Below are 16,117 nucleotides of genomic sequence, written 5' to 3' on the forward strand. Positions count from 1 at the left end.
ATGACTGTCACTCTGATCAAAACCATCGCAATGGAAGATGGTCTGCGCTTCGCTATCCGTGAAGGCGGTCGTACCGTCGGCGCTGGCGTCGTAGCTAAAGTAATCGAATAAGTAGTTGATTTCTCTCGATCAGGTCGGCATAATGGCCGGCCTGATAAGCTTTTAGGTCAGTAGCTCAATTGGCAGAGCGACGGTCTCCAAAACCGTAGGTTGGGGGTTCGATTCCCTCCTGACCTGCCAGATTCACCTCGTGTGTCTGGCTTTCTTTTCACAGGATTTTCCTAGATGACTCCCAAGGCTGAAGCCCAAGACTCTCGTTTTGACCTGCTCAAGTGGCTGGCTGTTGTCGCTTTGGTAGTCGTTGGTGTGGTGGGTAATCAATATTACTCCGCTTCACCGATTCTGTATCGCGTACTCGCACTTCTCGCTCTTGCTGCTGTTGCTGGCTTTGTTGCCTTGCAAACTGCCAAGGGCAAGTCGTTCTTTGCGCTGGCAAAGGAAGCTCGCACCGAGATTCGTAAAGTCGTATGGCCAACCCGCCAAGAAACCATGCAAACCACGCTCATCGTAGTGGCGGTTGTCCTGGTAATGGCGCTGCTGCTGTGGGGTCTCGACTCCCTGCTCGGTTGGTTGATTTCCTTGATTGTTGGCTAAGGGTGTCCCGTGGCTAAGCGTTGGTACGTTGTGCATGCTTACTCGGGTTACGAGAAGCATGTAATGCGCTCGCTGATCGAGCGCGTAAAGCTGGCTGGCATGGAAGACGGTTTCGGCGAAATTCTGGTCCCCACTGAAGAAGTGGTTGAGATGCGCAATGGCCAGAAGCGCAAGAGCGAGCGTAAGTTCTTTCCAGGTTATGTGCTGGTCCAGATGGATATGAACGAAGGGACTTGGCACCTGGTCAAGGATACCCCTCGCGTCATGGGCTTCATTGGTGGTACTGCAGACAAGCCTGCGCCGATCACCGATAAAGAAGCTGAGGCCATTCTGCGTCGCGTTGCCGATGGCAGCGACAAGCCTAAGCCGAAGACATTGTTCGAGCCGGGCGAAGTCGTCCGCGTTATCGACGGTCCGTTCGCTGACTTCAACGGTACTGTTGAAGAAGTTAACTACGAAAAGAGCCGGATCCAAGTGGCCGTGCTTATTTTCGGTCGCTCTACTCCGGTAGAGCTTGAGTTCAGCCAGGTCGAGAAGGTCTAGCCGAACAAAGCATCCCATACCCCGCAGCCCTATGTGCTGCGGGGTTTTGTCGTCACTGGGATAAAACGCAAGTCATCCGGGGAGCCTTCAGGCGTTCGTACCCGATATTGGAGTAGCTCATGGCTAAGAAGATTCAGGCTTACATCAAGCTGCAAGTAAAGGCCGGCCAGGCCAACCCAAGCCCACCCGTTGGTCCAGCACTGGGTCAACATGGTGTGAACATCATGGAGTTCTGCAAGGCCTTCAACGCCCGTACTCAGGGTCAAGAAGCCGGCCTGCCGACTCCTGTGATCATCACTGTTTACAGTGACCGCAGCTTCACCTTCGAAACCAAAAGCACCCCTGCTTCGGTTCTGCTGAAGAAAGCAGCTGGCCTGACCAGCGGTTCGGCACGTCCGAACACCGTTAAAGTCGGTACTGTGACTCGTGCTCAGCTGGAAGAGATCGCAAAAACCAAAAATGCTGATCTGACTGCCGCTGACATGGAAGCAGCCGTGCGTACCATCGCCGGTTCTGCTCGCAGCATGGGCCTCAACGTGGAGGGTGTGTAATGGCTAAGCTGACCAAGCGCCAAAAGGCCATTGCTTCGAAGCTCGAAGCTGGCAAAGTCTACAACTTCGAAGATGCAGCAGTACTGCTGGCCGAACTTTCCACCGTGAAGTTCAGCGAATCCTTCGACGTTGCTGTCAACCTCGGTGTTGACCCGCGTAAATCCGACCAGGTCGTTCGCAGCGCTACTGTGCTGCCACACGGCACTGGCAAGACCGTACGTGTTGCTGTCTTCACCCAGGGTCCAGCTGCTGAGGCCGCTCTGGCTGCCGGCGCTGACCGTGTAGGTATGGACGATCTGGCTGCCGAAATGAAAGGCGGCGACCTGAACTATGACGTCGTAATTGCTTCCCCGGACGCAATGCGTGTTGTAGGTCAGTTGGGTCAGGTCCTGGGTCCTCGCGGCCTGATGCCGAACCCGAAAGTTGGTACCGTAACTCCAGACGTAGCCACCGCGGTTAAAAACGCCAAGGCTGGTCAGGTTCGTTATCGCACCGACAAAAACGGCATCATCCACACCTCCGTTGGCAAGGTTGGCTTTGAAGCTGGCAAGCTGAAGGAAAACGTTGAAGCTCTGATCGCTGATCTGAAGCGTATCAAGCCGGCTTCCTCGAAAGGTATCTACGTTAAGCGCGTTACCCTGAGCACCACTATGGGCCCAGGTCTGGTCATCGACCAGAGCTCGCTGAACGCGTAAGACAAAAGTCGATGCGAGCGATCGCGTCGGCTTAAAAAATTGGGGTCCCTGCCTGGCGGGGGCTATCCAAGACCGTAGGCGGCGCAAGCCTTAAACCTAAAGCCTACGCAGATGGTGCTCCCGGTTCCTTACCGAATCAGACACCAAAACGACATCCGGCTTCGGCCAGATGAAACGGTAACAAGCAGGAGTTTTACCCGTGGCAATTAAACTCGAAGACAAGAAGGCCATCGTCGCTGAAGTCAACGAGGCTGCCAAAGTCGCTCTGTCCGCTGTCGTGGCTGATGCCCGTGGTGTGACTGTAGGCGCAATGACCGGACTCCGTAAAGAGGCTCGTGAAGCTGGTGTATACGTGCGTGTTGTACGTAACACCCTGCTCAAGCGTGCTGTTGCTGATACTGAATTCAGTGTCCTCAACGACGCTTTCACTGGCCCGACCCTGATCGCTTTCTCCAACGAACACCCGGGCGCTGCTGCTCGTCTGTTCAAAGAGTTCGCCAAGGGTCAGGACAAGTTCGAGATCAAGGCAGCTGCGTTCGACGGCAAGTTCCTTGCCGCTAACGAAATCGACGTGTTGGCTACCCTGCCGACCCGCGACGAAGCTATCGCGAAGCTGATGAGCGTGATCCAAGGCGCTACCAGCAAGCTGGCTCGTACTCTGGCAGCTATTCGCGACCAGAAAGAAGCTACTGCTGCCTAAGGCACAGTCAGCGCTTTCGAAATCATACGTTTAATTTGATAGCTGCGTAGGCTGTCACCCCAATACAGGATTTAAGTCATGTCTCTGACTAACGAGCAAATCATCGAAGCAATCGGCCAGAAAACCGTTCTGGAAGTTGTTGAGCTGATCAAAGCAATGGAAGAAACCTTCGGCGTTACCGCTGCTGTTGCCGCTGCTGGCCCAGCTGCTGCCGCTGCCGTTGTTGAAGAGCAAACCGAATTCAACGTTGTTCTGGTTGAAGCCGGCGAGAAGAAAGTCAACGTGATCAAGGCCGTTCGTGAACTGACCGGTCTGGGCCTGAAAGAAGCCAAAGAGAAAGTTGACGGCGCTCCTCAGGTTGTCGCTGAAGGCGTTTCGAAAGAAGCTGCTGAAGACGCCAAGAAGAAGCTGGAAGAGGCAGGCGCTAAAGTCGAACTCAAGTAATTTCGACTTTGCGACTCCAGCCCGAGCGCTAAGCAAACGGCTGATGGCTGGTGGCTCTTGCCACCGGCCTTTTTCCGTTATTGGCAGCTGACTAGGTCGGCGCCGATAACGAGCTGTAACCACCAATGATGGTGGCGCAAACCAAGGGGTTTGCACGATTTTCTGGCTGCTCCCGTCGGGAGAAGCCAAACAAGCAGGTGACCAAGCTGGGGAACGCTGATGGCTTACTCATACACTGAGAAAAAACGTATCCGCAAGGACTTTAGCAAGTTGCCGGACGTCATGGATGTGCCTTACCTCCTGGCCATCCAGCTGGATTCGTATCGTGAATTCTTGCAAGCGGGAGCGACCAAAGATCAGTTCCGCGACGTGGGCCTGCATGCGGCCTTCAAATCGGTTTTCCCGATCATCAGCTACTCCGGCAATGCTGCCCTGGAGTACGTTGGCTATCGTTTGGGCGAACCAGCTTTTGATGTCAAAGAATGCGTACTGCGCGGCGTAACCTACGCCGTACCACTGCGGGTAAAGGTACGCCTGATCATTTTCGACAAAGAATCGTCGAACAAAGCGATCAAGGACATCAAAGAGCAAGAAGTCTACATGGGTGAAATTCCCCTGATGACTGAAAACGGTACCTTCGTAATCAACGGTACCGAGCGTGTTATCGTTTCCCAGTTGCACCGTTCGCCAGGTGTTTTCTTCGACCACGACCGTGGCAAGACGCACAGCTCGGGCAAGCTGCTGTACTCGGCTCGGATCATTCCTTACCGTGGCTCGTGGCTGGACTTCGAATTCGATCCGAAAGACTGTGTATTCGTCCGTATCGACCGTCGTCGCAAACTGCCTGCGTCGGTACTGCTGCGCGCGCTGGGTTACAGCACTGAACAAGTGCTGGATGCCTTCTACACCACCAACGTTTTCCACGTCTCGGGCGAGAAACTGAGCCTGGAGCTGGTGCCTCAGCGCCTGCGTGGTGAAGTTGCGGTCATGGATATTCATGACGAAACCGGCAAGGTGATTGTCGAGCAGGGTCGGCGTATTACCGCTCGCCACATCAACCAGCTGGAAAAGGCCGGTGTCAAGCAGCTGGACGTTCCTATGGAATACGTCCTGGGCCGTACCACAGCCAAAGCCATCGTTCACCCGGCTACCGGCGAGATCCTGGCCGAGTGCAACACCGAGCTGAACACCGAACTGCTGATCAAGATCGCCAAGGCTCAGGTCGTCCGTATCGAGACCCTGTACACCAACGACATTGATTGCGGTCCGTTTATCTCCGATACCCTGAAGATCGACTCCACCAGCAATCAGCTGGAAGCGCTGGTCGAAATCTATCGGATGATGCGTCCTGGCGAGCCGCCAACCAAGGATGCCGCTGAGACCCTGTTCAATAACCTGTTCTTCAGCGCCGAGCGTTACGACCTGTCGGCCGTCGGTCGCATGAAGTTCAACCGTCGTATCGGTCGAACCGAGATCGAAGGTTCGGGCGTGCTGAGCAAGGAAGACATCGTCGAGGTCCTCAAGACCCTGGTCGATATCCGTAACGGCAAGGGCATCGTCGACGACATTGACCACCTGGGTAACCGTCGCGTACGTTGCGTCGGCGAAATGGCCGAGAACCAGTTCCGAGTTGGCCTGGTGCGTGTAGAGCGCGCGGTCAAAGAGCGTCTGTCGATGGCAGAAAGCGAAGGCCTGATGCCTCAGGACCTGATCAACGCCAAGCCGGTTGCGGCGGCGGTGAAAGAGTTCTTCGGCTCCAGCCAGCTCTCGCAGTTCATGGACCAGAACAACCCGCTCTCCGAGATCACCCACAAGCGTCGTGTCTCTGCACTCGGCCCTGGCGGTCTGACCCGTGAGCGTGCAGGCTTCGAAGTCCGCGACGTACACCCGACCCACTACGGCCGTGTGTGCCCGATCGAGACCCCTGAAGGTCCGAACATCGGTCTGATCAATTCCCTGGCAGCTTATGCCCGCACCAACCAGTACGGCTTCCTCGAAAGCCCGTATCGAGTGGTGAAAGAGGGTGTGGTTACCGACGAGATCGTGTTCCTGTCGGCGATTGAGGAAGCGGATCACGTCATCGCACAGGCTTCGGCCGCGATGAACGAGAAGAAGCAACTCATCGACGAGCTGGTAGCCGTTCGTCATCTGAACGAATTCACCGTCAAGGCGCCAGAAGACGTCACCTTGATGGACGTATCGCCGAAGCAGGTAGTTTCGGTCGCAGCATCGCTGATTCCGTTCCTCGAGCACGACGACGCCAACCGTGCGTTGATGGGGTCGAACATGCAGCGTCAGGCTGTACCAACCCTGCGTGCCGACAAGCCGCTGGTCGGTACCGGCATGGAGCGCAACGTTGCCCGTGACTCCGGCGTTTGCGTCGTGGCTCGTCGTGGTGGTGTGATCGACTCCGTCGATGCCAGCCGTATTGTGGTTCGTGTTGCTGATGATGAAGTCGAAACCGGCGAAGCTGGTGTCGACATCTACAACCTGACCAAATACACCCGCTCGAACCAGAACACCTGCATCAACCAGCGTCCGCTGGTGCGCAAAGGTGATGTGGTCCAGCGTAGCGACATCATGGCTGACGGCCCGTCCACCGATATGGGTGAGCTGGCACTGGGTCAGAACATGCGCATCGCGTTCATGGCCTGGAACGGTTTTAACTTCGAAGACTCCATCTGCCTGTCCGAGCGTGTGGTTCAGGAAGACCGGTTCACCACGATCCACATTCAGGAACTGACCTGTGTGGCCCGTGACACCAAGCTCGGCCCAGAGGAAATCACTGCGGACATTCCGAACGTAGGTGAAGCTGCGCTGAACAAGTTGGATGAAGCCGGTATCGTTTACGTGGGTGCTGAAGTTGGCGCGGGCGACATTCTGGTCGGCAAGGTCACGCCAAAAGGCGAAACCCAGCTCACTCCAGAAGAGAAGCTGCTGCGTGCAATCTTCGGTGAGAAAGCCAGCGATGTTAAGGACACTTCCCTGCGTGTGCCGACCGGCACCAAAGGTACTGTCATTGACGTACAGGTCTTCACCCGTGACGGTGTTGAGCGCGATAGCCGCGCGCTGTCCATCGAGAAGATGCAGCTTGACGAGATCCGCAAGGACCTGAACGAAGAGTTCCGTATCGTTGAAGGTGCAACCTTCGAGCGTCTGCGTTCTGCTTTGAACGGACAGGTGGTCGACGGTGGTGCAGGCCTGAAGAAAGGTACTGTCATCACCAACGAAGTACTGGACGGTCTGGAGCACGGCCAGTGGTTCAAACTGCGCATGGCCGAAGACGCGCTGAACGAACAACTTGAGAAGGCTCAGGCCTACATCGTTGATCGTCGCCGTCTGCTGGACGACAAGTTCGAAGACAAGAAGCGCAAGCTGCAGCAGGGCGATGACCTGGCACCGGGCGTACTGAAGATCGTCAAGGTCTACCTGGCAATCCGTCGTCGCATCCAGCCGGGCGACAAGATGGCCGGTCGTCACGGTAACAAAGGTGTAGTCTCGGTGATCATGCCGGTTGAAGACATGCCGCACGACGCCAACGGTACGCCAGTTGACGTGGTACTCAACCCGCTGGGTGTACCATCGCGTATGAACGTTGGTCAGATCCTCGAAACCCACCTTGGCCTCGCAGCCAAAGGACTGGGCGAGAAGATCAACCGCATGCTTGAAGAGCAGCGCAAGGTCATCGAACTGCGCAAGTTCCTCACCGAGATCTACAACGAGATCGGTGGTCGTCAGGAAAGTCTCGAGACCTTCTCCGACCAGGAAATCCTGGATCTGGCGAAAAACCTCAAAGGCGGTGTGCCTATGGCCACTCCAGTCTTCGACGGCGCCAAGGAAAGCGAGATCAAGGCCATGCTGAAACTGGCAGACATGCCAGAAAGCGGTCAGATGCAGCTGTTCGATGGTCGTACCGGCAACAAGTTCGAGCGTCATGTGACCGTTGGTTACATGTACATGCTCAAGCTGAACCACTTGGTGGACGACAAAATGCACGCGCGTTCCACTGGTTCTTACAGCCTGGTTACTCAGCAACCGCTGGGTGGTAAGGCGCAGTTCGGTGGTCAGCGTTTCGGGGAGATGGAAGTGTGGGCGCTGGAAGCATACGGCGCGGCATACACCCTGCAAGAAATGCTCACAGTGAAGTCGGACGACGTGAACGGTCGGACCAAGATGTACAAAAACATCGTGGACGGCGATCACCGTATGGAGCCGGGCATGCCCGAGTCCTTCAACGTGTTGATCAAAGAAATTCGTTCGCTCGGTATCGATATCGATCTGGAAACCGAATAACACGTGACGCGAATCGGGAGCGCGGCTGAAAAGCCCGCTCCCTGCTCCGCCAGGAGGAAAGGCCTTGAAAGACCTACTGAATTTGCTGAAAAACCAGGGTCAAGTCGAAGAGTTCGACGCCATCCGTATCGGATTGGCCTCGCCTGAGATGATCCGTTCGTGGTCGTTCGGTGAAGTTAAAAAACCGGAAACCATCAACTACCGTACGTTCAAGCCTGAGCGTGACGGCCTGTTCTGCGCCAAGATCTTTGGCCCAGTCAAGGACTATGAGTGCCTGTGCGGTAAGTACAAGCGCCTGAAGCACCGTGGCGTTATCTGTGAGAAGTGCGGCGTCGAAGTCGCTCTGGCTAAAGTTCGTCGTGAGCGCATGGCGCACATCGAGCTGGCCTCTCCAGTTGCCCATATCTGGTTCCTGAAATCGCTGCCGTCCCGTATCGGCCTGCTGATGGACATGACCCTGCGTGATATCGAACGTGTTCTCTACTTCGAGAGCTATGTCGTTATCGACCCTGGCATGACCACGCTGGAAAAAGGCCAACTGCTCAACGATGAGCAGTACTTCGAAGCGCTGGAAGAGTTCGGTGATGACTTCGACGCCCGTATGGGTGCCGAGGCTGTCCGTGAGCTGCTGCACGCTATCGACCTTGAGCACGAGATCGGTCGTCTGCGCGAAGAAATTCCGCAGACCAACTCGGAAACCAAGATCAAGAAGCTGTCCAAGCGTCTGAAACTGATGGAAGCCTTCCAGGGTTCGGGCAACCTGCCTGAGTGGATGGTCCTGACCGTTTTGCCGGTTCTGCCGCCAGATCTGCGTCCATTGGTTCCGCTGGACGGCGGTCGCTTCGCGACTTCCGACCTGAACGACCTGTATCGTCGGGTGATCAACCGTAACAACCGTCTGAAGCGCCTGCTCGACTTGTCCGCGCCGGACATCATCGTGCGCAACGAAAAGCGCATGCTCCAGGAAGCTGTCGACGCATTGCTCGATAACGGCCGTCGCGGTCGTGCCATCACTGGTTCCAACAAGCGTCCTCTGAAATCCTTGGCCGACATGATCAAGGGTAAGCAAGGTCGTTTCCGTCAGAACTTGCTCGGTAAGCGTGTTGACTACTCTGGTCGTTCGGTAATTACCGTTGGTCCGACCTTGCGTCTGCACCAGTGCGGTCTGCCGAAGAAGATGGCCCTCGAGCTGTTCAAACCGTTCATTTTCGGCAAGCTGGAAATGCGTGGACTGGCGACCACCATCAAGGCTGCTAAGAAGATGGTCGAGCGCGAGCTGCCAGAGGTGTGGGACGTTCTCGCCGAAGTGATTCGTGAACACCCCGTGCTGCTCAACCGTGCACCAACCCTTCACCGTCTGGGTATCCAGGCGTTTGAACCGGTACTGATCGAAGGTAAGGCTATTCAGCTGCACCCGCTGGTCTGTGCTGCGTACAACGCCGACTTCGACGGTGACCAGATGGCCGTTCACGTGCCGCTGACGCTGGAAGCCCAGCTCGAAGCGCGTGCGCTGATGATGTCGACCAACAACATCCTGTCGCCAGCCAACGGCGAGCCAATCATCGTTCCTTCGCAGGACGTTGTACTGGGTCTGTACTACATGACCCGTGAAGCCATCAATGCCAAGGGCGAAGGTCGCGTATTCGCCGACCTGCAGGAAGTCGACCGCGTATTCCGCGCCGGCGAAGCGGCCCTGCACGCCAAGATCAAGGTTCGTATCAACGAAACCGTCAATGATCGTGATGGCGGCAGCGTCAAGAACACCCGTATTGTCGACACCACTGTCGGCCGTGCTCTGCTGTTCCAGGTTGTTCCACCAGGTCTGTCGTACGACGTGGTCAACCAGCCAATGAAGAAGAAGGCCATCTCCAAGCTGATCAACCAGTGCTACCGCGTGGTTGGTCTGAAAGAGACCGTGATCTTCGCTGACCAACTGATGTACACCGGTTTCGCTTACTCGACCATCTCCGGCGTTTCCATCGGTGTTAACGACTTCGTTATCCCGGATGAAAAAGCCCGCATCATCGGTACTGCTACCGACGAAGTGAAAGAGATTGAGAGCCAGTACGCCTCCGGCCTGGTAACCCAGGGCGAGAAGTACAACAAAGTCATCGACTTGTGGTCCAAGGCGAACGACGAAGTTTCCAAGGCGATGATGGCCAACCTCTCGAAAGAGAAGGTCATTGACCGCAATGGCGATGAAGTCGAGCAAGAGTCCTTCAACTCGATGTACATGATGGCTGACTCCGGTGCCCGGGGTTCGGCAGCTCAGATTCGTCAGCTGGCCGGTATGCGTGGCCTGATGGCCAAGCCGGACGGCTCGATCATCGAGACGCCGATCACCGCGAACTTCCGTGAAGGTCTGAGCGTACTCCAGTACTTCATCTCGACTCACGGTGCTCGTAAGGGTCTTGCGGATACCGCGTTGAAGACGGCTAACTCCGGTTACCTGACTCGTCGACTGGTCGACGTTGCCCAGGATCTGGTAGTTACCGAGATCGACTGTGGCACCGAGCAAGGCCTGCTGATGACGCCGCACATTGAAGGCGGCGACGTAGTAGAGCCTCTGGGTGAGCGAGTACTGGGTCGAGTTATCGCCCGTGACGTGTTCAAGCCAGGCACTGACGACGTTATCGTTCCGGCTGGTACCCTGGTCGACGAGAAGTGGGTTGAGTTCATCGAGCTGAACAGCATCGACGAAGTGATCGTGCGTTCGCCGATCAGCTGCGAAACCCGCTACGGCATCTGCGCCAAGTGCTACGGTCGTGACTTGGCTCGCGGTCACCAGGTGAACATCGGTGAAGCTGTCGGTGTTATCGCTGCACAGTCGATCGGTGAGCCGGGTACCCAGCTGACCATGCGTACGTTCCACATCGGTGGTGCTGCAAGCCGGACCTCTGCTGCCGACAGCGTCCAGGTGAAGAACGGCGGTATGGTTCGTCTGCATAACTTGAAGCAGGTTGAGCGCGCCGACGGTAACCTGGTTGCGGTGTCGCGTTCCGGCGAGTTGGCGATTGCCGACGAATTCGGTCGTGAGCGTGAGCGTTACAAGCTGCCTTACGGTGCGGTGATTTCGGTCAAGGAAGGCGACAAGGTCGATGCTGGCGCAATCGTCGCCAAGTGGGACCCGCACACCCACCCGATCGTTACCGAAATGAAAGGTACCGTGACCTTCGTGGGCATGGAAGAAGGCATCACCATCAAGCGTCAGACTGACGAATTGACGGGTCTGACCAACATTGAAGTTCTGGACGTCAAAGACCGTCCGGCTGCAGGTAAGGAAATCCGTCCTGCAATCAAGATGGTCGACGCCAATGGCAAAGATCTGCTGCTGCCGGGTACCGACGTGCCAGCACAGTACTTCTTGCCGGCCAACGCCCTGGTGGGTGTGGCTGACGGTGCCCAGATCGGTGTCGGTGACGTTATCGCGCGTATCCCGCAAGAAACGTCGAAGACCCGTGACATCACCGGTGGTCTGCCTCGGGTTGCCGACTTGTTCGAAGCCCGTCGTCCGAAAGAAGCCTCGATTCTGGCTGAAGTCAGCGGCACCATCGCGTTCGGTAAAGAAACCAAGGGCAAGCGCCGCCTGGTCATTACACCGAACGACGGAAGTGATCCGTATGAAGAGCTGATTCCGAAGTGGCGTCACCTGAACGTCTTTGAAGGCGAACAAGTGAACCGCGGCGAAGTTATCTCCGACGGTCCTAGCGATCCGCACGACATCCTGCGTCTGCTGGGTGTTAGCGCGCTGGCCAAATACATCGTCAACGAGATTCAGGACGTTTACCGCCTGCAAGGCGTGAAGATCAACGACAAGCACATCGAAACCATCCTGCGTCAGATGCTGCGCAAGGTCGAGATTGCTGAGTCGGGCGATTCCAGCTTCATCAAGGGCGACCAGATGGAGCTGACCCAGGTACTGGTAGAGAACGAGCGCCTCAGCGCTGAAGACAAGTTTGTCTCCAAGTTCACTCGTGTACTGCTGGGTATCACCAAGGCCTCGCTGTCCACCGAATCGTTCATCTCGGCGGCCTCCTTCCAGGAGACCACCCGTGTTCTGACCGAAGCGGCGGTAACCGGCAAGCGCGATTACCTGCGCGGCCTGAAAGAAAACGTGGTCGTGGGTCGTTTGATCCCGGCCGGTACCGGTCTGGCATACCACAGCGAGCGTAAGCGTCGCCGTGATGCCGACAAACCGCTACGCGTAAGTGCCAGTGAGGTGGAAGCCGCACTGACCGAAGCGTTGAACTCCAGCGGTAACTGAAAGTAAGGCAGGGCCCTGGTTTACCCGATCTGGTCATTGACGACATAAAATGTTGCCGATGACCGGAGGAGGGAGGCTGGGGCCTCGTCTTGACTGGGGACAAGATCCTCTTTAGACTCTTGTACCCCTAAATTTGGTGGGACTTCGTCCTGCCAATTTTTGCTTTTCTTGCAAGACAATAGCGTCGCAAGACAACAGTGGAGCTAGTAGATGGCAACTATCAACCAGCTGGTACGTCAGCCGCGTAAGCGTATCGTCGAGAAATCCGACGTTCCTGCGCTGCAGAACTGCCCGCAACGTCGTGGCGTGTGCACCCGTGTGTACACCACTACGCCGAAAAAACCTAACTCGGCACTGCGTAAAGTATGCCGTGTGCGTCTGACCAACGGTTTCGAGGTTTCCTCGTACATCGGTGGTGAAGGCCACAACCTGCAAGAGCACAGTGTCGTACTGATCCGTGGCGGTCGTGTAAAAGACTTGCCAGGTGTTCGTTACCACACCGTTCGCGGCTCCCTGGATACCTCCGGTGTTAAAGGTCGTAACCAAGGTCGTTCGAAGTACGGTACCAAGCGTCCGAAGTAATCGGCCGTTTGTAGCTGTTTGCAGTTATTTATTTTATTGAGTCGATAAGAGTAAGGTCGGGCACGCACCCTTTGGGTTCACTGTCCCGGGCTAACCTGAAGACCGTTTGAGGGCTTATCAATGCCAAGACGTCGTGTAGCAGCCAAGCGTGAGATTCTGGACGATCCAAAATACGGAAGCCAGATCCTCGCCAAGTTCATGAACCACGTAATGGAAAGCGGCAAAAAAGCCGTTGCCGAGCGTATCGTTTACGGTGCACTGGACAAGGTTAAAGAACGCAAGAACAGCGATCCCCTGGAAATCTTCGAGAAAGCTCTCGACGCCATCGCTCCGCTGGTCGAAGTTAAGTCGCGCCGTGTTGGCGGTGCCACTTACCAGGTCCCTGTTGAAGTTCGTCCATCCCGTCGTAATGCCTTGGCAATGCGCTGGTTGGTAGACTACGCCCGCAAGCGTGGCGAGAAGTCCATGGCTCTGCGCCTGGCTGGCGAGCTGCTGGATGCTGCTGAAGGCAAAGGTGCTGCAGTCAAGAAGCGTGAAGACGTACACCGTATGGCCGAAGCCAACAAAGCGTTCTCGCACTACCGCTTCTAATTCAGGCATCACTATTTTTGCGAGGGCTCTATGGCTCGTACTACACCAATCAACCGCTACCGTAACATTGGTATTTGCGCGCACGTTGACGCGGGCAAAACTACCACTACCGAGCGGATCCTGTTTTACACAGGTCTGAGCCACAAGATGGGCGAGGTGCATGATGGCGCCGCGACCACCGACTGGATGGTGCAGGAGCAGGAGCGGGGTATTACCATTACCTCCGCTGCTGTGACCACCTTCTGGCAAGGCTCCCGTGGCCAGTATGACAACTATCGCGTAAACGTCATCGATACCCCCGGCCACGTTGACTTCACCATTGAAGTAGAGCGTTCGCTGCGTGTACTCGACGGCGCGGTCGTTGTGTTCTGTGGCACATCCGGCGTTGAGCCGCAGTCCGAAACCGTATGGCGTCAGGCCAACAAGTACGGTGTTCCACGTGTCGTCTACGTGAACAAGATGGACCGTGCAGGCGCCAACTTCCTGCGCGTCGTAGGTCAGATCAAGAACCGTCTGGGTCACACCCCGGTTCCTGTTCAGCTGGCTATCGGTTCGGAAGATAACTTCCAGGGTCAGGTTGACCTGATCAAAATGAAGGCTATCTACTGGAACGATGACGACAAAGGCACCACTTATCGCGAGGAAGAAATTCCTGCCGATATGCTGGAGCTGGCTCAAGAGTGGCGCTCCAACATGGTTGAAGCAGCTGCCGAGTCCAGCGAAGAGCTGATGAACAAGTATCTGGAAGGCGAAGAGCTGACCGTCGAAGAAATCAAAGCCGGTCTGCGTGCGCGCACCCTGGCCAGCGAGATCGTTCCGGCCGTCTGCGGTTCCTCCTTCAAGAACAAGGGTGTTCCCCTGGTTCTCGATGCTGTTATCGACTTTCTGCCTGCTCCGACCGAGATTCCTGCGATCAAGGGTATCCACCCAGATCTGATCGAGAAGCCGAAGGAAGAGCTGGTTGACGCTGACTATGACGAGCGTCATGCAGACGACAACGAGCCGTTCTCGGCTCTGGCGTTCAAAATTGCAACCGACCCGTTCGTGGGTACCCTGACTTTCGTGCGCGTTTACTCGGGCATGCTGCAGTCTGGCGACTCCGTGATCAACTCGGTCAAGGGCAAGAAAGAGCGCGTTGGTCGTATGGTGCAGATGCACGCCAACCAGCGTGAAGAAATCAAAGAAGTACTGGCAGGCGACATCGCTGCTCTGATCGGCATGAAGGACGTCACCACTGGTGACACTCTGTGCAACGCCGACAAGCCGATCATCCTCGAGCGTATGGACTTCCCGGAGCCTGTGATCTCGGTAGCTGTTGAGCCGAAGACCAAGCAAGACCAGGAGAAGATGGGTATCGCACTGGGCAAGTTGGCCCAGGAAGACCCGTCGTTCCGTGTCAAGACCGACGAAGAAACCGGCCAGACCATCATCTCGGGTATGGGCGAGCTTCACCTGGACATCCTCGTTGACCGCATGAAGCGCGAGTTCAACGTCGAAGCCAACATCGGTAAGCCGCAGGTTTCCTACCGCGAGCAGATCACCAAAGACAACGTCGAAATCGAAGGTAAGTTCGTTCGTCAGTCCGGTGGTCGCGGTCAGTTCGGTCACTGCTGGATCCGCTTCTCGCAGCCAACAGTGGACGCGCAGGGCAACATCACCGAAGGCCTGGAATTCACCAACGAGGTTGTAGGTGGTGTGGTTCCTAAGGAATACATCCCGGCGATCCAGAAGGGTATCGAAGAGCAGATGAAGAACGGCATTGTTGCCGGCTATCCGCTGATCGGCCTGAAGGCAACCGTGTTTGATGGTTCCTACCACGACGTCGACTCCAACGAGATGGCGTTCAAGGTGGCGGCCTCCATGGCGACCAAGCAGCTGGCTGCCAAAGGCGGCGGCAAAGTGCTTGAGCCGATCATGAAGGTAGAAGTTGTGACCCCTGAGGACTACATGGGTGACGTGATGGGTGACCTGAACCGTCGTCGTGGTCTGATCCAGGGTATGGAAGATTCGGTGTCCGGCAAGGTTGTCCGTGCTGAAGTTCCGCTCGGAGAGATGTTCGGTTATGCAACCGACGTTCGTTCCATGTCTCAGGGTCGCGCGAGCTACTCCATGGAATTCTCCAAATACGCCGAAGCTCCGTCGAATATCGTCGAAGCACTCGTTAAAAAACAAGGCTAATCCAGCCCTTTAGGCAAGAGGTTCACTGTCGTGGCTAAAGAAAAATTTGATCGTTCCCTTCCGCACGTCAACGTTGGCACCATCGGTCACGTTGACCACGGTAAAACCACTCTGACCGCAGCTCTGACTCGCGTCTGCTCCGAAGTTTTCGGTTCGGCCGTCGTCGAATTCGACAAGATCGACAGCGCTCCAGAAGAGAAAGCTCGCGGTATCACCATCAACACCGCGCACGTCGAGTACAACTCGAACATTCGTCACTACGCTCACGTTGACTGCCCAGGTCACGCTGACTACGTGAAGAACATGATCACCGGTGCTGCCCAGATGGACGGCGCGATCCTGGTTTGCTCGGCCGCTGATGGTCCGATGCCGCAAACCCGTGAGCACATCCTGCTGTCCCGTCAGGTTGGCGTTCCGTACATCGTGGTCTTCCTGAACAAGGCTGACCTGGTAGACGACGCTGAGCTGCTGGAACTGGTCGAGATGGAAGTTCGCGACCTGCTGTCCACCTACGACTTCCCAGGCGACGACACTCCGATCATCATCGGTTCGGCTCGTATGGCGCTGGAAGGCAAAGACGACAACGAAATGGGTACCACCGCTGTCAAGCGTCTGGTTGAAA

At 56.2% G+C, this 16,117-nt stretch carries 13 protein-coding genes and 1 tRNA gene; all 14 read left to right on the forward strand.

Annotated elements, in window-relative coordinates; translation table 11 throughout:
* On the forward strand, positions 1-111 hold a 111-nt coding region (locus H621_RS28200; RefSeq protein ID WP_082534534.1), incomplete at its 5' end, for an EF-Tu C-terminal domain-related protein.
* Between the two features lie 53 nt (positions 112-164).
* Positions 165-240: transfer RNA gene (locus H621_RS0119140), tRNA-Trp, on the forward strand.
* A 45-nt stretch (positions 241-285) separates the two neighbouring features.
* The gene (secE, locus tag H621_RS0119145; RefSeq protein ID WP_028944936.1) at positions 286-654 is read left to right on the forward strand and encodes a preprotein translocase subunit SecE; all 369 of its coding nucleotides are present in this window, start codon (positions 286-288) and stop codon (positions 652-654) included.
* A 9-nt stretch (positions 655-663) separates the two neighbouring features.
* The gene (gene nusG / locus H621_RS0119150) at positions 664-1,197 is read left to right on the forward strand and encodes a transcription termination/antitermination protein NusG (protein ID WP_010220294.1); all 534 of its coding nucleotides are present in this window, start codon (positions 664-666) and stop codon (positions 1,195-1,197) included.
* A 119-nt stretch (positions 1,198-1,316) separates the two neighbouring features.
* The gene (rplK, locus tag H621_RS0119155; RefSeq protein WP_028944937.1) at positions 1,317-1,748 is read left to right on the forward strand and encodes a 50S ribosomal protein L11; all 432 of its coding nucleotides are present in this window, start codon (positions 1,317-1,319) and stop codon (positions 1,746-1,748) included.
* On the forward strand, positions 1,748-2,443 hold the full coding sequence (rplA, locus tag H621_RS0119160; RefSeq protein ID WP_028944938.1) for a 50S ribosomal protein L1: 696 nt from the start codon (positions 1,748-1,750) through the stop codon (positions 2,441-2,443). The genes rplK and rplA overlap by 1 nt, the downstream gene beginning before the upstream one ends.
* Before the next feature lie 199 nt (positions 2,444-2,642).
* Positions 2,643-3,143, forward strand: a complete 501-nt coding sequence (gene rplJ / locus H621_RS0119165) for a 50S ribosomal protein L10 (RefSeq protein WP_028944939.1) — start codon at positions 2,643-2,645, stop codon at positions 3,141-3,143.
* Positions 3,144-3,221: 78 nt separating this feature from the next.
* Entirely contained in the window at positions 3,222-3,587 is a 366-nt protein-coding gene (gene rplL / locus H621_RS0119170) for a 50S ribosomal protein L7/L12 (RefSeq protein WP_007957596.1), read from the forward strand.
* A 219-nt stretch (positions 3,588-3,806) separates the two neighbouring features.
* Positions 3,807-7,880, forward strand: a complete 4,074-nt coding sequence (rpoB, locus tag H621_RS0119175) for a DNA-directed RNA polymerase subunit beta (RefSeq protein ID WP_028944940.1) — start codon at positions 3,807-3,809, stop codon at positions 7,878-7,880.
* Positions 7,881-7,944: 64 nt separating this feature from the next.
* Positions 7,945-12,144, forward strand: coding sequence for a DNA-directed RNA polymerase subunit beta' (rpoC, locus tag H621_RS0119180; RefSeq protein WP_028944941.1), 4,200 nt, complete (start codon positions 7,945-7,947; stop codon positions 12,142-12,144).
* Between the two features lie 210 nt (positions 12,145-12,354).
* Complete coding sequence (gene rpsL, locus H621_RS0119185) at positions 12,355-12,726, forward strand: 30S ribosomal protein S12 (protein WP_003186084.1); 372 nt, start codon at positions 12,355-12,357, stop codon at positions 12,724-12,726.
* 120 nt (positions 12,727-12,846) lie between these two features.
* Positions 12,847-13,317: a 30S ribosomal protein S7 gene (rpsG, locus tag H621_RS0119190; protein ID WP_008089143.1), complete on the forward strand. Its 471-nt coding sequence runs from the start codon at positions 12,847-12,849 to the stop codon at positions 13,315-13,317.
* A 30-nt stretch (positions 13,318-13,347) separates the two neighbouring features.
* Complete coding sequence (gene fusA / locus H621_RS0119195) at positions 13,348-15,495, forward strand: elongation factor G (RefSeq protein ID WP_028944942.1); 2,148 nt, start codon at positions 13,348-13,350, stop codon at positions 15,493-15,495.
* A gap of 30 nt (positions 15,496-15,525) precedes the next feature.
* Positions 15,526-16,117, forward strand: a 592-nt coding sequence (locus H621_RS0119200) for a GTP-binding protein (RefSeq protein WP_028944943.1), incomplete at its 3' end; no start/stop codon positions are given.

The organism is Pseudomonas vranovensis DSM 16006, from assembly GCF_000425805.1.
GTDB lineage: Bacteria > Pseudomonadota > Gammaproteobacteria > Pseudomonadales > Pseudomonadaceae > Aquipseudomonas > Aquipseudomonas vranovensis.

Bases quoted from the DNA above. Each gene is read 5' to 3' on its own strand.
- rpsG (WP_008089143.1), top strand. From the start codon at position 12,847: ATGCCAAGACGTCGTGTAGCAGCCAAGCGTGAGATTCTGGACGATCCA.
- rplK (WP_028944937.1), top strand. From the start codon at position 1,317: ATGGCTAAGAAGATTCAGGCTTACATCAAGCTGCAAGTAAAGGCCGGC.
- fusA (WP_028944942.1), top strand. From the start codon at position 13,348: ATGGCTCGTACTACACCAATCAACCGCTACCGTAACATTGGTATTTGC.
- rplA (WP_028944938.1), top strand. From the start codon at position 1,748: ATGGCTAAGCTGACCAAGCGCCAAAAGGCCATTGCTTCGAAGCTCGAA.
- rpsL (WP_003186084.1), top strand. From the start codon at position 12,355: ATGGCAACTATCAACCAGCTGGTACGTCAGCCGCGTAAGCGTATCGTC.
- rplL (WP_007957596.1), top strand. From the start codon at position 3,222: ATGTCTCTGACTAACGAGCAAATCATCGAAGCAATCGGCCAGAAAACC.
- rpoB (WP_028944940.1), top strand. From the start codon at position 3,807: ATGGCTTACTCATACACTGAGAAAAAACGTATCCGCAAGGACTTTAGC.
- secE (WP_028944936.1), top strand. From the start codon at position 286: ATGACTCCCAAGGCTGAAGCCCAAGACTCTCGTTTTGACCTGCTCAAG.